Raw genomic sequence first — 15,860 nt, 5'->3', positions numbered from 1 at the left:
ATTCCGACAGGTCTTTGGCTCCTATTTCCGTGCAGCAACCCATTAACGATTCCCATCGCCGCACGCTCGATCCGATCGCCACGCCAGAAAGGCTTTTGCTGGGCCCGGGCCCATCGAATGCCCATCCCACGGTCTTGCAGGCCATGGCCCGCATGCCCATCGGCCACCTGGACCCCCTCTATGTGGAGCTGATGGGGGAGGTCCAGGAACTGCTCCGCTACACCTGGCAGACAGACAACCGCCTCACCATTCCCATGAGCGGCACCGGCAGTGCGGCCATGGAGGCCACCCTCGCCAACACGATCGAACCGGGAGACAAGGTTCTTGTGGCGATCAAGGGGTACTTCGGCCTGCGCCTGGCCGACATGGCGGGCCGCTATCGGGCCGATGTGGTCACGATTGAGCGCCCCTGGGGCGAGGCGTTCAGCCTAGAAGAGATTGAACAGGCCCTGGAAACCCATCGCCCAGCAATTTTTGCAATCGTCCATGCCGAAACATCCACTGGCATTTGCCAGCCGATGGATGGCATCGGTGATCTTTGCCGTAAATACGACTGTCTGCTGCTCCTAGATACGGTCACTTCCCTGGGGGCTGTGCCCCTCTACCTAGATGATTGGAAGGTGGATCTGGCCTACAGCTGCAGCCAGAAGGGCCTCAGTTGCCCCCCTGGTTTGGGCCCCTTCAGCATGGGACCAAGGGCCGAGGCCAAGATGATGGGCCGCTCTGGGAAGGTGCCCAACTGGTATCTGGATGTGACCCTGCTTAACCAGTACTGGGGTAGCGATCGGGTCTATCACCACACGGCACCGGTAAATATGAATTTCGGCATGCGCGAAGCCCTGCGCCTGCTGGCCGAGGAGGGCCTAGAGGCCTCCTGGAGCCGCCATCGCAGCAATGCTGAGTATTTGTGGGCGGGCCTGGAGGGCCTGGGCTTGGAAATGCATGCCCCAGAGCACCTGCGCCTGCCCACCCTCACCACCGTGCGAATCCCTGAGGGGGTCAATGGCAAGGCCTTCACCCAGCACCTGCTGAACGAGCACGGCATCGAGGTGGGCGGTGGCCTGGGTGCCCTGGCCGGCAAGGTTTGGCGTGTGGGGCTGATGGGCTACAACAGCCAAAGGGCCAATGTGGATCGGCTCCTCAACCTCATTGAGACTGAGTTGCCGGCCTTCCGGGGCTCCGCCCCTGTTGCCGCCGCTGTTTGAACCAGGCCTCCAGTTGATCCCTGGCCCTCTCCTCAAGTAAGCCCCCCTCCACCTCCATCTGGTGGTGGGCGCTGGGGTGGCCGGCCAGGTCTAGGCAGCCACCTAGGGCGCCCCGTTTGGGATCGGCTGTTGCATATATCACCCGACCCATGCGGGCCTGCACCAGGGCTCCGGCGCACATCGGACAGGGTTCGAGGGTTACAAGCAGGGTGCAATCGTTGAAGCGCCATTCACCCCGCAGTCGGGCCGCCTGGCCTAGGGCCGATAGCTCGGCATGGCCCAACGGGTCGTTGTGGAGGTGTCTGCGGTTGCTGCCCCAGCCCATGGAGCGGCCCTGGCCATCAAGAACGACTGCTGCCACTGGGATTTCCCCCTGCTGGCCCACCCTGGCGCCGTAGCGCAGCAGGCGTGCCATCCAGAGCTCAAGCTCCTGTGGGGGGATCGTCGAGCCGTAAACCATGGGCCACTTGTAGCCCAACCTCCACAGGCGAGAATGGTTTGACCTGACATTTCACCGTTGGCGAGCGCTAAACCGGCCCACCAGGTTTGCCAGTCGCTGCCCTTTGCCAACCCTGCCCAGTTCGATCCCGCCCTGCAGTTGTTTCTGGAGCAGGCCAGTAGCCAGCTGTGTAGGTGGTTGGGGTCGGCAGATAGCCGGCCGCCCCTGCCAGGCCTCAGTGTGTTGCCAGAAATTGAGCCCCAACAGCAGGGACTGGGCCAGGACCAGCTGCTGGCCGACCTGCAACTGGTGATGGAGGGGGCCTACAACCCGGGCCACCCTGGAGCCCTTGCCCACCTCGATCCGCCTCCCCTGACCGGATCTGTGGTGGCTGATCTGATCTGCGCCGGCTTGAACAACAACCTGCTGGCCGAGGAACTGGCGCCGAGCCTGAGTCGCCTGGAGACAAGCGTGATTGCCTGGCTTGCCTCCCAGTTGGGGTTGCCCGAGGGCACTGGCGGGGTGGCCGCCAGTGGGGGAAGCCTTTCAAATTTGATCGCCCTTGTGGTGGCCAGGGCCGCGCGGGGTCTACAGGGCCGCCAGGACGCGGTGGTCTTGGCCAGCGCCGATGCCCATGTGTCCCTGGCTAAGGCCCTAATGGTGATGGGGCTGCCCCGGCAGGCCCTGCGGGCCATTCCGATCGATGGCGACGGCCGCCTCAATTGCGATCAGCTGGAGCAGGTGCTGCAGCAATTGCGCCTGCAGGGTGTGCCCGTATTGGCTGTCGTGGCAACGGCAGGCACCACCGTGCGGGGAGCGGTTGATCCGCTGGAGCCCATGGCCACCCTTTGTAATCAGCACGGGGTTTGGCTGCATGTGGATGGGGCGATTGGAGCCGTATTTGGCCTGGCGCCTAACCACCGCCATCGGGTCGAGGGCATCGGTAGGGCTGATTCGCTCACGGTCAATCCCCAAAAGCTGCTGGGCATCACCAAGACCTCATCGGTGTTGCTGCTGGCAGAGCCCCAGTTGCTCTCCGATGTCTTTCACACCGGGCTGCCCTACATGGAGCCCAGTTGGGGGGGGGGCCATGGTGGCGAGAGGGGATTGCAGGGCAGTAGACCCGCCGAAATCCTCAAGCTCTGGCTGGGGCTGCGCCAGTTGGGCATGGAGGGGATCGGAGCGATTCTTGATGGCGCCATCGACCGGCGCCGTCAGCTTTCAGCTCTGTTGGCTGGGGAATCGGGCCTGAGGCAGGTGGGCGGAGCCACGCATTTGCTGGCCTTTACCCCGGCAGGGTTAAGCCCCGAACAGGCCGGGATCTGGAGTGAGCAGACCCGCCAGGACCTGCTCTCCCACCAGCTAATGCTTTCAAGGCCGCTGTATCAGGGCCACCACCATCTCAAGGCCGTGCTCGGCAACCCCCACACCCAGTCGAGCCACCTTGAGCAACTGGCGCGCATCCTTCAGGCTTCGCTTAGTGCAAGTGGGGCTAGACAGCGTGGCTGATACCAAAAAACGTTGGGTGGCGATCGTCACCGGCGTGATCTCTGTGCTGATCGCCATTTTTTATCTGGCCCTGGTCACCGTGCTCGATAGCCGAGGACCGATGCAGCCCCCACCACCGGAGGCGATGGGCCTGTTGCCTAGTCCTGGGGCGGGCGCGGTGGCAGCTGGCGCTCCCGTTCCGAGAGAGGTTCAACCACCCGGTTGAAGGCCACCTCCAGAAAACGTTTCAGCACGCCTTCCCTACGGCTTAGGTCGTAGTGCTGCCTAACCACCTCGGCAACACCGCCGTCACCCCAATCCTGGTCTCGCTCGAAGTAGGTGATGAAGCTCAGGCCAGCCACCCGGGTCAGCCAGGCTGCAGTTATGGCCTGGATTGCCCTGCTAAGCACCAGCGCTGGCAAATTGAGGCTCATCGCCGCCGTAATAAGGCCGACGCCCCCCTTGACCAGCCCGAGGCCGGCGAGGGTTCTGCCAACCGAAAGGGCCAGCTCCTGGGCACTTTGGCGGCTGAGGCTGATGCCATAGATCTTGGCTATCTCAACCGCCATTTGGGCATTCACCGCGGCTGCCCCGAGCAAGTCGATACCGGGGATTGGCGTAATTGCCAACACCCCTGCGCCGATCCACATGTTGCGATCCACCACCACCTCGCCATCCCTGCGCCTTTGCTCGGCAAGTAGGTCCCTGCTCGATTGATTGAGTTGGCGACATTGGAGCAGCAGGTTGTCGGCGATCAGATTTTCACCGTCTGCATGGAGCACGGCGGCGATCCGCACCAGCAGGGCCTCCACCTCTGGTGCGGGTTGCAGCGGCCTCGCCCCAGGCATCGGCAAGCTCTGGGGTGCTGCGCTGGCTGGAATTACATCTGCGCTCTCGATTTTGCCGCGGCTGCGTTCGCGCAGCAGTTCAAGCAACCTCTGCTCCTCCCGCTCGCCCCTGAGATCGCATTTGTTGAGCACCAGGATCAGGCGCTTGCCCAGCTCAGCAAGGGTGGTGAATACCTCCATTTCTGCTGCCCGCAGGTCGCCATCCACCACTAGAAGCAGAAGATCCGCCTTGCTTGCCTGCTGGCGGGATAGTCGTTCCCTTTCGTGGCCAGCGCTGCCCGCTTCCAAAATCCCCGGGGTGTCCACCAGCCAGACCGCCCGCTGCAATCCCTTCAGCCTGAGCCGATAGCGCTGGGATTGGTCGGTGCTGCCCATGGCAGCCCCCACCTTGCCCACCAATTCCCGCAGCAGGGCGCGAATTAGGGAGGTCTTGCCAGAGGAGCCGGCACCAAAGACCACGATCACCAGATCGCCCCGCTCCAGCTCCTCCTGCATCCGTTCACGCTCCTGTTTCAGGGCCTCTCGCTCGACCGCATCCCTAACCCGCTCAAGGGTTTGCTCAATCGCCTCGAGATTTTGTTTCGCCGCCTCCCGGGTCGTATTTGCGGCAGTTGGCGGCCGGGCCGAGGCCTGCCTGCCGTTGCGCCGATTAATTGCCGAGGTGATCCAGGGCCAGGCCAGCTGGGCCACCAGCAGCACAACACCCAAAAAAATGATCGCCATCACCGGCCCGACCAGGCCGTAGGGCAAAAACGAACTGAGTTGCCAGGTCAGCTGGTTAACCAGCTGCAGCACCATCCCCAGGCCAACCAATGCCGCCACAGCTAGGCCGGCAATCAACCACAGGCGGGTGCGCAACTTCAAAGCTCTGGGGTACCCCTACAAATGGTTTGATCGAATGATCTCGCCCCAGAGTTGGGCGGCAAGGGCACTGCTGGCCGCGGTTGGACTGTTGTCATCGTTGCCCAGCCATATGCCGATCACCCAATGCCGTTTGGGTTCGTAGCCCACAAAGAGCAAATCACGGCCGGAGTTGGTGGTGCCGGTTTTGCCACCTTCCTGGCCCCCCAGGTATGCGGCCTGGCCAGTTCCGCTTTGCACCACGGCCCTCAGCAGCTGCTGCATCGTCTTGGCGGTGGCCTGGGAACTGATCCGCCTCCCCGGTGGAGTGGCTGCAGGGTTTTGGCGGCAATTGCTGGCCCCTGCAGTCGAACAGGTCTCCGCATCGGTGAGGCGGCGAATGCTGGTGGGGGCATGCCACAGGCCGTTGTTGGCTACGGCGCCATAGGCGGCCGTGAGTTCGAGCAGGGTGACCTCGCTTTGGCCAAGGGCCACCCCAGGAACGGCGGCCAGGGGGGTGGTGATGCCCAGATCCCTTGCTTTCTGCACAAGCGTTTCCAGGCCCACCCGCTGGGCAAGGCGCAGGGCCGCGGTATTGCTGCTGCGGGCAAAGGCGGAGCGCAGGCTGATGCGGCCCTGGCAATCACTGCCAAACGATTGGCCAAGCCAATTGAGGGGGGAACAGCTAACCGCGTCTTCGGGGCTGGCCCCCCTTTCCAGGGCCGCCAAATAGGGCACCAATTTGAAGGTGCTTCCAGGCTGGCGCAGGGCCATCGAAGCTCGATTGAATTGGCTTTGTTGGTAGTCGCGGCCACCGGCAATCGCCAGAATTCCGCCATTGCGGTAGTCGAGCGCCACTACCGCCCCCTCCATAACACCCATTGCCTTGCTGGCGTTAAGCCGTTGGCGAAGCAGTTTTTCCACCTGCTCCTGCAGGGGCCGATCCAGGTAAGTGTCGATTAGGAAATTGCCCTCAATTGCCACCTCCCTCCCAACTGCCCGATCAAGATCTCGGCGCACCTGATCGGTATAAAACGGTGCACCCCGCAGCCTCTGACTGCTCTTGCAGGCATCCGGCGAGAGGGCAATGGCGCTGCGGCGGGCCTGCCTGGCCTGATCATCCGAAATCCGACCCGTATCAGCCATCTTGGCCAGCACTGCGTTGCGTGCCGCCAGGGCTGCGGAGGGATCGAAGCAGGGGTCATAGCCATTGGGTGAGGGCAGGAGTCCAACCAGCAGGGCCGCTTCTGGTAGCTGGAGTTGGGCTGCGGGTTTGCCGAAGTAATGGCGGGAGGCATCCTCAAAGCCCCAGCCCACGCCGAGGTAAACCCGGTTGAGATAGCTGAGCAGCAGGTCCCTTTTGCTGAAGCGGGCCTCCAGTTGTAAGGCGACCAGCAGCTCTCTCCACTTGCGCTCAAGGGTTTCGCCCTGGCCAACCTCATCGGGATAGAGGGTTCTCGCCAGTTGCTGGGTGAGGGTGCTGCCCCCCTCCAAAACCCTGCCGCCCAGCAGATTGATGACCAGGGCCCTGGCGGTACCAACGGGATCAACCCCCGGATGCCACCAAAAGCGGCTGTCCTCGCTGGCCAGCAACGCATCAATCAGCACACCGGGATAGTGGCGCAGGCCATTGGGCTCTCGATGCCGCAGGGCATCGGCGGATGTGATCGGCTTGCCCTGGCGGTCATAGAGCACCAGGGGGCCCCGCACCGCCGCCAGGCTTCCACGAATCGGCGATTGAACCAGCGATAGGCCAAGTAGCAGTAGGCCACTGCCGGCAATGCCTGCCCCCACCAGGCTTGCGGTGCGAATCGCCCTTTGCCATTGGGGCATCGGCCGAATTTGGAATTCCAATTCCGGAAGGCCTGCCTGCTGGCTTGGTCCAAAGCGCACGCTGTCGCCATCCCGCAGCAACAAATCCCGCACCCTCCTGTTGCGCCACCAGATCCCGTTGGTTGAGCCCTGGTCACTGAGCAGCCATTGATGGCCCTGCCGCTCGAGCAGGGCATGGTTACGGCTCACGGCGTTGTGCTCGATCGTGATCTGGCAATCACTGCCCCGTCCGATCCGATAGGCCCCGCCATGCACTGCGATGGGATGGCTGGGTTGACCGGGCAGATGGATCAGCACCTGCACCTGGGCCGGTTCGCGGAACCTCAGCCAGCGGCGGCGAAGCCGCTCAAGGGTGGGATTTGCCATGGCCCCTCAATAAGTCGATGGCAAAAAACAGCACGGCCAGGTTGATGGCCACATCAGCCCCATTAAAAATTGGGAAGTGGATGGGCACCAGGGCTAGGAAATCCACAACTGCTCCAGCTCTCCAACGATCAAGCCCATTGCCGATTGCCCCACCTAGCACGAGGGCAGTCCCCAGTTGCCTGAGCAGGGTGATCGATCCGTGGCGCTCACACCAGACCACCACCCCTATGGCCACCGCCAAGCTGACCACGGCCAAGGGTTTAGTTGAGCCGGTCAACAGGCTGAAGGCAGCGCCGGTGTTGTGGGTCAGCTGTAGGTCCAGCAGGCCAGGTAAAAACTGCACTGGCCTCTGCGGCAGAAGGTTTGTGGTAGCCCATAGCTTTGAGAGCTGGTCCAGCAAAGCCACCAAAATGGCCAGGCCGTAGACGAGGGGCCGGGAGCGTCTCACGCTTCGATCAGCACAAAGCGGCGCAGGCCAAGGGCCAGGGGAGCTACGGCGCAAATAACCAAAATCTGGGGAATCAGGGGGGCCAGGCTGTAGCTAATCAGCAGGGGCACCAGATTTCCCCCCCAATTTCCCACCAGGGAACCCAGTAAGAGGTTGAGCAGCCCGCATCCCTGCAGCACGGCCAGACCCACCAGGCTGGCCCCAAGCAAGCCGATCAGGTCCCCCATGCCGCTCTGGCGGGCCAGTTTTCCCGTAATCCAGGCTGCCGGTACAAAGCCGGCCAGGTAGCCAAAGCCAGGATCCAGCACATAGCTGGCCCCACCACCTCCCTGGAAAACCGGCAACTGGAGCAGGCCCAGGCTCAAATAGGCCACCGCCGCCAGAAGGGCACTGCGGGGGCCGCAAACCAGGGCCGTGAGCAGGAGGGCCGGTACTTGCAGCGTTACCGGCAGGTTCGTGATCGTGATGCCCGTACTGCTCGGCAGGGGGAAGGCCGCCTGGATGAGGCTGCCCACCAAGATCAGCAGGAGGCCGGCGATGGCTCCGCTCCAGATGGCCAGGGACCGCAATTGCTCATCTATCCACTGAATACCAGTTTGGGGTCTTAAGCGCGATCCGCACCTAAGTTCGCCGAACAAAGGCTTCGATCCATGGAAGATCTTCCCCTGACCATCGGCGCCAATGTTCGCTTGTTGAAGCAACCCTCTTTTTTAAAGACAGCTGATCCCATGCCGATGCTGCGTCCCCCGGACCTGGTCGACCTCGAGGAGACGGGTGCAGTTGTGGCGCTTAGGGCAATCAACCAGGTGGCGGTACGGTTTCGTCGGGGCACTTTTTTGATTGATGCCGCTGACCTGGGACCCGCGATTGAGGTGCCCTAGCGCTCCGACCGATTACCAACAAAATCCCTTCCTACCAAGACCTCCCATCCCAGCAGGCGCTGGCCTGGCTGATCGCCTCCCCCGGACCGCAAAGGCTCAGACAGGGCTTGGCAAGGTGCCTTTGGGCTGCATCAAGCAGGGCTGCAGGGGTAAGGGTTTCGGTGCGCTGAAGGTTCTCCTCAATGAAGCTGGCAGGTAGGCCGTGGCCGAGCACAAGGGCCTGGCGGTCGGCAATTTGCCCGCATGTCTGGCGCCCCATGGCGTCCTGGCCCCGGTATTTGGCCTTGGCTAGCTCGAACTCAGCAGCGCCAAGGGGCTCATTCAGCATCCTTTGCCACTCATCAAGTAGGCAGCCGCAGGCCTCAGATGCCCTCTCAAGGGAAGTGGATAGGTGCCAGAGGAAGGGGGTGGAGCCTCGACGGGCGGGCATGTGCACCCCCACGTCGTAGGCAAGACCGTGCTCCTCTCGCATCACCACAAACAAACGGCTCGACATTCCCATCCCTAGATGGGCCTGGAGGATGCGCAGGGCCAAGGCATCTGGATGGCCCAGGGGAACGGTCGCAACACCGAGCATCAGCACCAGTTGCTCCGTGTCCTGCTCCAGCCCAGCCAGGCCCTTTTTTTCCTTCTCAAAAGAGGATTTTTCTACACTGGCCTTTGGCATCTGGGTATGCCAAGGGCGATCTTTTAATTGCCTGTTCAGTTGTTGCGGGAGCTCGGAGGGAACAGATCCGGTAAGCACCAATAGGGCCCCTTCTTCACCCAGAGAGGGCAGCAGGGTAAGCAGTTGCTCACGGCCCAGCAGGGCAAGCTCCGGCTCGATTCCCAGGGGATCGTGGCCATAGGGACCACTGCCAAAGAGCTGGGATCGGATTTGGTCGTGGGCCAGCTGGAAGGGATCTTCCTGTTGGCGCTGCAGGGCCTGCAGGTTTAGGTCCCGTTCAATGGCCACTTGGCCTTGTTCGAGCAAGGGCTCCAGCACCATCGACAGCAGCAGGCCCACGAGGGTCTGGGCATCGCTGGCCGCACATTTGAGACTTAAAACCAGGCTGTCCTCGCTGGCCTCACTGCGAAGGCCTGCCCCATAGCCCTCGACCAGATCGGCCAGGGCATTTGCATCCAAGCTTCCACAGCCCCGGGCCATGGAGCCCGCTAGTAATTGGTGGGCGCCACGCTGGCCAGGCCTATCGCCGCTGCTACCACCCCGAATCCAAAGCCTGGCAGCAACGATCGAGGGGCCCGGGCGGTCTTGCCATATAAGGGGCAATCCACCCTCAAGTATTTCCTGGTTCCAATTGTTCACGCGGGCAGGGCCTCCAGCACAAAGGCTCGCTGGGGATCAAGGCAAGGCAGCATCTGGTTGTGCAACCTTTCGGCACTCCATCGCTCCAGCAGGGCCAGGGGCGTTTCCAGGGCAGGGGGCCTGCCCCAGAGGGCATTGCTGCCTATCAAACCGGCCACTCCCCCGGGTGCCTCGAGGCCAAAGCGATAGCCATTTGCCACCAGCCGCTGGGCCCGTTGCCACTCGGATTCACCCAGGGGTTGCTCCATTAACTCTTGCCATACCTGGCCTATGGCGTCCCTTACGGCGGGCAGGTCCTCCACGTCGCAGACCGCTTCAAGCAGGGCAAAGCTGCCGCTTTCTAGGGCATGCAATTCGAGGTCGATGCTCTCAACAATGCGCAGCTGTTCACGCAGCCGATCCACCAGGCGACTGCGCCTGCCTTCCGCCAGCACCGTGGTGAGGATGTCGGCTCCCATAACGGCCTCCAGCTCGGAGGCCTTGGGCATCGGCCAAAGCATCAGAAGCCTGGCCGATTCCAACCGCGGTAGGGAAATGCGGTGTTGGCCAGCTGCCACCTCCAGCATTTGCCCCGGCGGGGGCCCATCCACCACCTTCAGCCTGGCCAGGGCGCTGGAGTTGAGATGTTGTTCAAGTTCGAGGCCCTCCAGCTGGCCGGCCATGGCCAACACACAGCGATTGGCCCCATACAGACGTTGACCAAAAGCCCCCATCGCCGCCGGGGTATGGCCAAGCAGGGCCTCCCTTTGGCCCAGGATTGCCTCGCCGTAGGGATGGTTCGGACAGCCCATGCTCAGGAGCGTTTGCAGGGCCACCTCATCGGGCTGATCCTGGCTTTGGGCTAATTCCTCAAGAACCACCTGGCGCTCCATGTTGAAGGCCTCTTGATCAAGCCTCGGCTCCAGCACCAGCTCCATCAACAGCTCCAGTGCTTCGGCTGCCGCCACTGGGGGAATCAGCAGATGGAAGTGCACATCATCAAAACCCGTGGCCGCATTGCTTTGGCCTCCCAGGGCCTCGATGCGCCGATCGAATTCCCCAGCGGCCAAGGTGCGACTGCCCTTAAAAACCATGTGCTCAAGGAAGTGGGCCATGCCGCTTTCCCCTGGGCCCTCGAAGGCACTGCCAGCCCGGCACCAAAAATCAATGCAGACAAGGGGTGCGCTTTCCATCGACAGACTTACTACCCGGGCCCCATTGCCAAGCACCCACTCGTGGGGCTGGTTCAGGCCAGGCAGGAGGGTGATCGCTTCAGCCGTGGACAAGACAGCAACCGTGGCAAGATCTGCATTCTGCTGGCTGCAAGCCGTTCGTGAGCGCTGCCCCCTCCCCCAGGCCCCTATCCGGCAAAGGCAGCGTCCATCCCTTGGTGGATGCCCTGGCAGGCCAGATTCGCCATCGCTGGCAAAGCTTGCCTGGCCTTGAGGAGCTCAGCATTGATCCTGAGCTGGAGGAGATCACCGGCCAACTCGACGGCAATGCCCTCTTCATCAGCAATGAGCTGCGCCGGTGCCATGGCCTGCGCAAATTGCATCTAGAAACGGCCAGGCTCGGAGTAGGCCTCCAGATTCTCCATTGCGTGCTTTTCCCTGACCCCTGCTTTGATCTGCCCGTGTTCGGGGCAGACATCGTCGCCGGTCCCGCGGGCATTTCCGCGGCGATTGTGGACCTTTCTCCTGTTTGCGGGAAATTGCCCCCTTTAGTCGACGAGGCCCTAGCCAGGAGGCCTGCTCGCAGCTATTCCCAGCGCCGGGAGTTGCCGCCCTGGGGTTCAATTTTTTCTCCCCACGTCTGCTTTGTAAGGCCCTCCACCGTCGAGGAGGAGGGTTGGTTCATCGATGAGGTGGGCGATTTCATCGACGCCCTGGCCTCGGCCATTGACGGCACCAGCCCCGATGCCCCCGATGCACCCGCCAGCATTGAGCGTTGGCGGGGCCAACTGCGCTACTGCCAGCAGCAAAAGCAAAACGACAAGACCCGCAGGGTTTTAGAGAAGGCCTTCAATCCCGCTTGGGCTGATCGCTATATCGAGGAACTGCTTTTCGACGATCCCCTCCCCCCGGTTTGATGTTCGATCAATTGCGCCAAAGCCCCAAGAAAGTTGCCCTTGCCACTGGCTCGTTGGTTTTGCTTGGCCTGCTGCTTGCTGGTTTGAGGGCCCAACTAGCTCCCAAGCCCCAGGCCTCAGCACCTTCCCCGAAGGCGGCCGCCCTGCCTGAGTCCGTATCCGCACTAGGTCGGTTGGAGCCTGATGGCGATATTCACAAATTGGCTGCCCCCCTTGGCGCCATGGGGGGTAGCCCCAGGATTGCCAGATTGCTTGTCCAGGAAGGGGACCCAGTGGTTAGGGGCCAGCTCCTGGCCAGCTTCGACAGCCGGCCCGGCCTACTTGCAGATCAGTCGTTGCTGCAAACCCGAATCCTCAATACCACCCAGCAACTCCGATTACTGGAGCGGGATACCAACCGCTATCGCCGCCTGGCCCAGAGCGGCGCCACACCCTCCGGCGACCTGGATAACCGGGAGGTGAAGCTGCTCGAGCTGCGGGGCCAGCTGGCCCAGGCCCGGGATCAATTGCGTAAGACCCAGACTGAACTTGTGCAGAGCGAGTTGCTATCGCCCATTGACGGCCGGGTGCTGCGAATCCTGGCCAGGCCCGGGGAGCGACCCGGCAGTGAGGGCATTTTGGAACTGGGTGCCACCGACCAGATGCAAGCGGTGGCTGAGGTTTACGAAAGCGACATCAGCCGGGTGCGATTGGGGCAACCCGTGAAATTGATCAGTGAAAACGGCGGCTTTGAAGGAACCATTAGGGGGCGGGTGGTTCGCATTGCCCCCCAGGTTCGCCAGCGAAAGATGCTCTCCACGGACCCCACCGGTGATGCCGATGCCCGGGTGGTGGAAGTGCGCATCAGCCTTGATCCTGTTGGAGCAGAAAGGGTGCAGCGCCTCACGGGCCTAAAGGTGATCGTCCGCTTCCAGCCGTGAACCCCCTCAATTGGCTAAGGGCCCGATGGGCTGGGCGGGGTATTCCCCTTTCAATGCTGCTACTTACCCGTCAGCCCGTGCGGTTGGCGGTGGCCCTGGCTGGCATCAGCTTCGCCGGAATTCTGATGTTCATGCAGCTCGGCTTTCGCGATGGGCTTTTCGACGCCAGCGTCACCATCCACCGGCTATTTGACGCCGATTTAGTGCTGATTAGCCCCCGTTCCAGCAGCTCCGTGAGCATGGCGGGCTTCCCCCGGCGGCGCCTTGTACAAGCCATGGCCGATCCGAGCGTGGAGGGCATTACTCCGGTGCACTGGAACCTATTGCTTTGGCGTAATCCCGAAACCCGTGCCACCAGATCAATTCTGGCCCTGGGCTTTGAACCCAATGACACCCTTTTTTTAGGATCTGATTTGGCGCCCAAGACCAGGGTTCTGACGGAAAAGGGGCGGGTCCTATTCGACGAACTTTCCCGCCCGGAATTCGGTCCGGTGAGCAGCTGGTTTAAATCTGGGCGCACCGTGGAGAGCGAAATCTCAGGCAAGCGGGTCCGGGTTGGCGGGCTGGTGGCATTGGGCACCTCCTTTGGCGCCGACGGCAATTTGCTCACCAGCAGTGAAACCTTTCTTTCCCTGCAGCCAAATACCCCCCCCGGCAGCATCGAGGTGGGCCTCATACGGCTGCAGCCTGGAGCCGACCCCCAGACGGTTTTGGCCCGTCTGAAAAAACGCCTGCCGGCGGATGTGAAGGTGCTCACCAAGCAGGGCTTCATTGATTTCGAGCAGGACTACTGGCGAACCAGCACCTCGATCGGTTTCATCTTCACCCTGGGAGCCGCCATGGGCTTTGTGGTGGGTTGCGTGATTGTCTACCAAGTGCTCTATTCCGACGTCAGTGACCACCTGCCTGAATACGCGACCCTGATGGCCATGGGCTATCCGCTCTCCAGCCTTGTGGGGGTGGTGGCCCGGGAAGGACTGCTCCTCGCTGCCTTTGGCTATCTGCCTGCCTATGCCGCGGGCCAGGGCCTCTATTTATTGGTGCGCAATGCCACCCAACTGCCAGTTGCCATGGACACGACCCGAGCTGTGACTGTCTTTGTGATGATTTTGGTGATGTGTATGGGTTCGGCCACCCTGGCGATGCGACGACTGGCCGATGCGGACCCGGCGGAGATTTTCTGATGGCCGCGATGGTTCAGCTCACTGGTTTGGTCCACAGCTATGGCAGCGGTGCCATGTGCCGGCAGGTGCTTCGGGACATCAACCTCAAAGTTGAAGCTGGTGAGGTGGTGTTGCTCACGGGCCCTTCAGGCTGCGGCAAAACAACCCTCCTAACCTTGATTGGGGCTCTGAGACAGGTACAGGAAGGTTCTGTTCAGGTCTTTGGCGAGGAGCTGCGGGGGGCAAGTCGGTCCCGCCGCCTGCGCCTACGGCGCCGCATCGGCATGATCATCCAAGGCCACAACCTGCTGCGCTGCCTCACGGCTGAGCAAAACGTGCAGATGGGTGCGGACCTTCTCAAGGGCCCTGGCTATCGCGCCCGCCGGGATATGGCCCGCCATTGGCTGCGGGCCGTTGGCCTGGGTGACGAAATGGACAAGCTGCCCCATGACCTCTCTGGCGGGCAAAAGCAACGGGTGGCAATCGCCAGGGCCCTGGCCGCCAAGCCCCAGTTGCTTCTCGCGGACGAACCCACCGCCTCCCTGGATTCGCGCACCGGTCGTGAGGTGGTTGAGCTGCTCAAGGGCCTGGCCAAGGAACAGGGCTGCGGGGTGTTGATGGTCACCCACGATCCCCGGATTGTCGATGTGGCCGACCGGCTTGTGCAGATGGAGGATGGGCAGCTGCGCCTTGGGGCCTTCGCCATTGGCTAGGATGGGATTTGGAATTTCATTGAGTACACGGCTCGCATGTCCAAGCGCAGGAACCTGAAGAAGGAAAAGCAGGAGCGCAACCGCGCCTACGCCCGCAAGTTCAAGAAGCGCAAGCTCCGCAACGATGGCCGCGGTGAAGGTGCAGGCAACGGCGTGACCGGCACTGCCAACAACGGCGGCGCTGCCGATTGATCTGGCTTTTCAAAGCCAATGGGCTTTGCAGAGGCAATTGGCTCTACAGCCCCCTTTGATCAGATTCAGTTACCTAGTTGGGGATCCTGCGGGATCTCCTTTTTTTTGCCCCCACAGCGGCCATGTTCATCAGCGTTGTCATACCCACCTACAACCGCCTGCCAATACTCCAGAAGTGCCTGGCGGCTCTAGAAAACCAGCAGATTGGGGCACCCATCGATGGGTACGAGGTGGTGCTCGTCGACGACGGTTCCACCGACGCCACGGTTGATTGGTTGACCCAAAGCGCCCACGAGCTTCCCCATGTGCGCCTGATTAAGCAGAGCCACGGCGGACCAGCCCAGGGCCGCAACAGGGGGGTGGAGCATGCCCAAGGCGATGTGATCGTCTTTATAGACAGCGATTTGGTGGTGGAGGATGACTTCCTGCTGGCCCATGCCAGGGGCCTTGAGCGCCAATGGCAGAAGCAGGCCAACAGGCTCTGCTTTACCTACGGGGCGGTGATCAATACCGCAAATTTTGCTTCCCCCAGCAGTGAACCCCACAAGCTGCGTGACCTTTCCTGGGCCTATTTCGCCACTGGCAATGTGGCCATTGATCGCCAGCTTCTAGAGCGCTCCGGCCTTTTTGATCCGCGCTTTCACCTCTATGGCTGGGAAGACCTGGAATTGGGGGAACGACTGCGCCGCCTAGGAGTTGTGCTGGTGCGATGCCCAGAGGCGGTTGGTTATCACTGGCACCCAGCCCTGGGCCTGGAGCAAATTCCAGATCTGATCCGGGTCGAGCAGGAACGATCAAAGATGGCCCTGGTCTTCTTCCGCAAACACCCCACCTGGAGGGTGCGGTTCATCATCCAGTACACCCGTTTGCACTTTCTTCTGTGGGAGCTCCTCACCCTTGGCGGACTGCTCAATGAGCGCAGTTTGAGGCCCCTACTGGGGTGGTTGATTCGCCGCGGCCAGGCCTCCTGGGCCATGGAGTTGTTGCGACTGCCCCTCAACCGCATAGGAGTGCGGGCCATCTACAGGCAGGCAAAGGCGGCTAGCCCCACCATTTGATAACTTGAACTAGTCCCAACACACCGCACACCTGCATGTTTCGGGTGATGGCAGCACGCTTTTCGTGTTCCGTCCCTGGCAGGTGGAGGCAA

16 protein-coding genes are annotated in these 15,860 nt (G+C 62.0%); 9 read left to right on the top strand and 7 right to left on the bottom strand.

Annotation, left to right across the window (positions count from 1 at the left end; all coding sequences use genetic code 11):
• Positions 1 to 29 precede the first annotated feature (29 nt).
• A complete protein-coding gene (locus KBY49_RS03320) occupies positions 30 to 1,205 on the top strand; it encodes a pyridoxal-phosphate-dependent aminotransferase family protein (RefSeq protein ID WP_396099291.1) in 1,176 nt (391 codons plus the stop codon).
• Here the strand turns inward: KBY49_RS03320 and KBY49_RS03315 are convergent.
• Positions 1,147 to 1,620 (bottom strand): nucleoside deaminase, encoded by a 474-nt coding sequence (locus tag KBY49_RS03315; RefSeq protein WP_315856988.1) that lies wholly within the window; start codon positions 1,618 to 1,620, stop codon positions 1,147 to 1,149. The two genes, KBY49_RS03320 and KBY49_RS03315, sit on opposite strands and share 59 nt — an antisense overlap.
• 102 nt (positions 1,621 to 1,722) lie before the next feature.
• On the opposite strand from KBY49_RS03315, the gene KBY49_RS03310 reads away from it, so the two are divergent.
• Entirely contained in the window at positions 1,723 to 3,153 is a 1,431-nt protein-coding gene (locus tag KBY49_RS03310) for an aminotransferase class V-fold PLP-dependent enzyme (protein WP_254933331.1), read from the top strand.
• A 137-nt stretch (positions 3,154 to 3,290) separates the two neighbouring features.
• Here the strand turns inward: KBY49_RS03310 and KBY49_RS03305 are convergent, their stop codons facing one another.
• Genes KBY49_RS03305 through KBY49_RS03290 form a run of 4 tightly spaced genes read right to left on the bottom strand, consistent with a single transcriptional unit; the run spans position 3,291 to position 8,036 of the window.
• A complete protein-coding gene (locus KBY49_RS03305) occupies positions 3,291 to 4,844 on the bottom strand; it encodes a YcjF family protein (protein WP_254933330.1) in 1,554 nt (517 codons plus the stop codon).
• Positions 4,845 to 4,859: 15 nt separating this feature from the next.
• Positions 4,860 to 7,019 carry a transglycosylase domain-containing protein gene (locus KBY49_RS03300; protein WP_254933329.1) on the bottom strand — a complete coding sequence of 720 codons (2,160 nt, stop codon included), beginning with the start codon at positions 7,017 to 7,019 and terminating at the stop codon, positions 4,860 to 4,862.
• Positions 7,000 to 7,467 (bottom strand): signal peptidase II, encoded by a 468-nt coding sequence (gene lspA / locus KBY49_RS03295; RefSeq protein WP_254933328.1) that lies wholly within the window; start codon positions 7,465 to 7,467, stop codon positions 7,000 to 7,002. Before lspA ends, KBY49_RS03300 begins: the two co-directional genes overlap by 20 nt.
• Complete coding sequence (locus tag KBY49_RS03290) at positions 7,464 to 8,036, bottom strand: biotin transporter BioY (protein ID WP_254933327.1); 573 nt, start codon at positions 8,034 to 8,036, stop codon at positions 7,464 to 7,466. The genes lspA and KBY49_RS03290 overlap by 4 nt, the downstream gene beginning before the upstream one ends.
• 81 nt (positions 8,037 to 8,117) lie before the next feature.
• On the opposite strand from KBY49_RS03290, the gene KBY49_RS03285 reads away from it, so the two are divergent.
• Positions 8,118 to 8,348 (top strand): NAD(P)H dehydrogenase assembly family protein, encoded by a 231-nt coding sequence (locus tag KBY49_RS03285; protein WP_254933326.1) that lies wholly within the window; start codon positions 8,118 to 8,120, stop codon positions 8,346 to 8,348.
• Between the two features lie 31 nt (positions 8,349 to 8,379).
• On the opposite strand, the gene KBY49_RS03280 is transcribed toward KBY49_RS03285, so the two are convergent.
• Together KBY49_RS03280 and KBY49_RS03275 are read right to left on the bottom strand one after the other, a co-directional pair.
• Positions 8,380 to 9,654, bottom strand: a complete 1,275-nt coding sequence (locus tag KBY49_RS03280) for a pitrilysin family protein (RefSeq protein ID WP_254933325.1) — start codon at positions 9,652 to 9,654, stop codon at positions 8,380 to 8,382.
• Positions 9,651 to 10,919 carry a pitrilysin family protein gene (locus KBY49_RS03275; RefSeq protein ID WP_254933324.1) on the bottom strand — a complete coding sequence of 423 codons (1,269 nt, stop codon included), beginning with the start codon at positions 10,917 to 10,919 and terminating at the stop codon, positions 9,651 to 9,653. The genes KBY49_RS03280 and KBY49_RS03275 overlap by 4 nt, the downstream gene beginning before the upstream one ends.
• Positions 10,920 to 10,966: 47 nt before the next feature.
• Here KBY49_RS03275 and KBY49_RS03270 point away from each other — a divergent pair, with 47 nt between their 5' ends.
• From KBY49_RS03270 to KBY49_RS03245, 6 genes are all read left to right on the top strand, one after another.
• Positions 10,967 to 11,722, top strand: coding sequence for a phycocyanobilin:ferredoxin oxidoreductase (locus KBY49_RS03270; protein WP_254933323.1), 756 nt, complete (start codon positions 10,967 to 10,969; stop codon positions 11,720 to 11,722).
• Positions 11,722 to 12,642 (top strand): efflux RND transporter periplasmic adaptor subunit, encoded by a 921-nt coding sequence (locus KBY49_RS03265; RefSeq protein WP_254933322.1) that lies wholly within the window; start codon positions 11,722 to 11,724, stop codon positions 12,640 to 12,642. The genes KBY49_RS03270 and KBY49_RS03265 overlap by 1 nt, the downstream gene beginning before the upstream one ends.
• Positions 12,643 to 12,695: 53 nt before the next feature.
• Positions 12,696 to 13,826 (top strand): ABC transporter permease DevC, encoded by a 1,131-nt coding sequence (gene devC, locus KBY49_RS03260; protein WP_254933999.1) that lies wholly within the window; start codon positions 12,696 to 12,698, stop codon positions 13,824 to 13,826.
• An 8-nt stretch (positions 13,827 to 13,834) separates the two neighbouring features.
• Positions 13,835 to 14,518 (top strand): ATP-binding cassette domain-containing protein, encoded by a 684-nt coding sequence (locus tag KBY49_RS03255; protein WP_396099543.1) that lies wholly within the window; start codon positions 13,835 to 13,837, stop codon positions 14,516 to 14,518.
• Positions 14,519 to 14,554: 36 nt separating this feature from the next.
• Positions 14,555 to 14,710: a hypothetical protein gene (locus KBY49_RS03250; RefSeq protein ID WP_011293689.1), complete on the top strand. Its 156-nt coding sequence runs from the start codon at positions 14,555 to 14,557 to the stop codon at positions 14,708 to 14,710.
• A 122-nt stretch (positions 14,711 to 14,832) separates the two neighbouring features.
• Positions 14,833 to 15,768 carry a glycosyltransferase family 2 protein gene (locus KBY49_RS03245; protein WP_254933320.1) on the top strand — a complete coding sequence of 312 codons (936 nt, stop codon included), beginning with the start codon at positions 14,833 to 14,835 and terminating at the stop codon, positions 15,766 to 15,768.
• Positions 15,769 to 15,860: the final 92 nt, after the last annotated feature.

The sequence above is a fragment of the Cyanobium sp. WAJ14-Wanaka genome, assembly GCF_024345375.1.
In the GTDB taxonomy this organism is placed as follows: domain Bacteria; phylum Cyanobacteriota; class Cyanobacteriia; order PCC-6307; family Cyanobiaceae; genus Cyanobium_A.
The sequence above is the reverse complement of the archived record's forward strand: the minus strand, read 5'-3'. Positions and strand labels throughout refer to the sequence as shown.

Excerpts from the sequence above, each read along its gene's own strand:
- KBY49_RS03315 (WP_315856988.1), bottom strand. The coding sequence starts at position 1,620 with ATGGCACGCCTGCTGCGCTACGGCGCCAGGGTGGGCCAGCAGGGGGAA.
- KBY49_RS03300 (WP_254933329.1), bottom strand. The coding sequence starts at position 7,019 with ATGGCAAATCCCACCCTTGAGCGGCTTCGCCGCCGCTGGCTGAGGTTC.
- KBY49_RS03285 (WP_254933326.1), top strand. The coding sequence starts at position 8,118 with ATGGAAGATCTTCCCCTGACCATCGGCGCCAATGTTCGCTTGTTGAAG.
- KBY49_RS03265 (WP_254933322.1), top strand. The coding sequence starts at position 11,722 with ATGTTCGATCAATTGCGCCAAAGCCCCAAGAAAGTTGCCCTTGCCACT.
- devC (WP_254933999.1), top strand. The coding sequence starts at position 12,696 with ATGCTGCTACTTACCCGTCAGCCCGTGCGGTTGGCGGTGGCCCTGGCT.
- KBY49_RS03255 (WP_396099543.1), top strand. The coding sequence starts at position 13,835 with ATGGTTCAGCTCACTGGTTTGGTCCACAGCTATGGCAGCGGTGCCATG.
- KBY49_RS03250 (WP_011293689.1), top strand. The coding sequence starts at position 14,555 with ATGTCCAAGCGCAGGAACCTGAAGAAGGAAAAGCAGGAGCGCAACCGC.
- KBY49_RS03245 (WP_254933320.1), top strand. The coding sequence starts at position 14,833 with ATGTTCATCAGCGTTGTCATACCCACCTACAACCGCCTGCCAATACTC.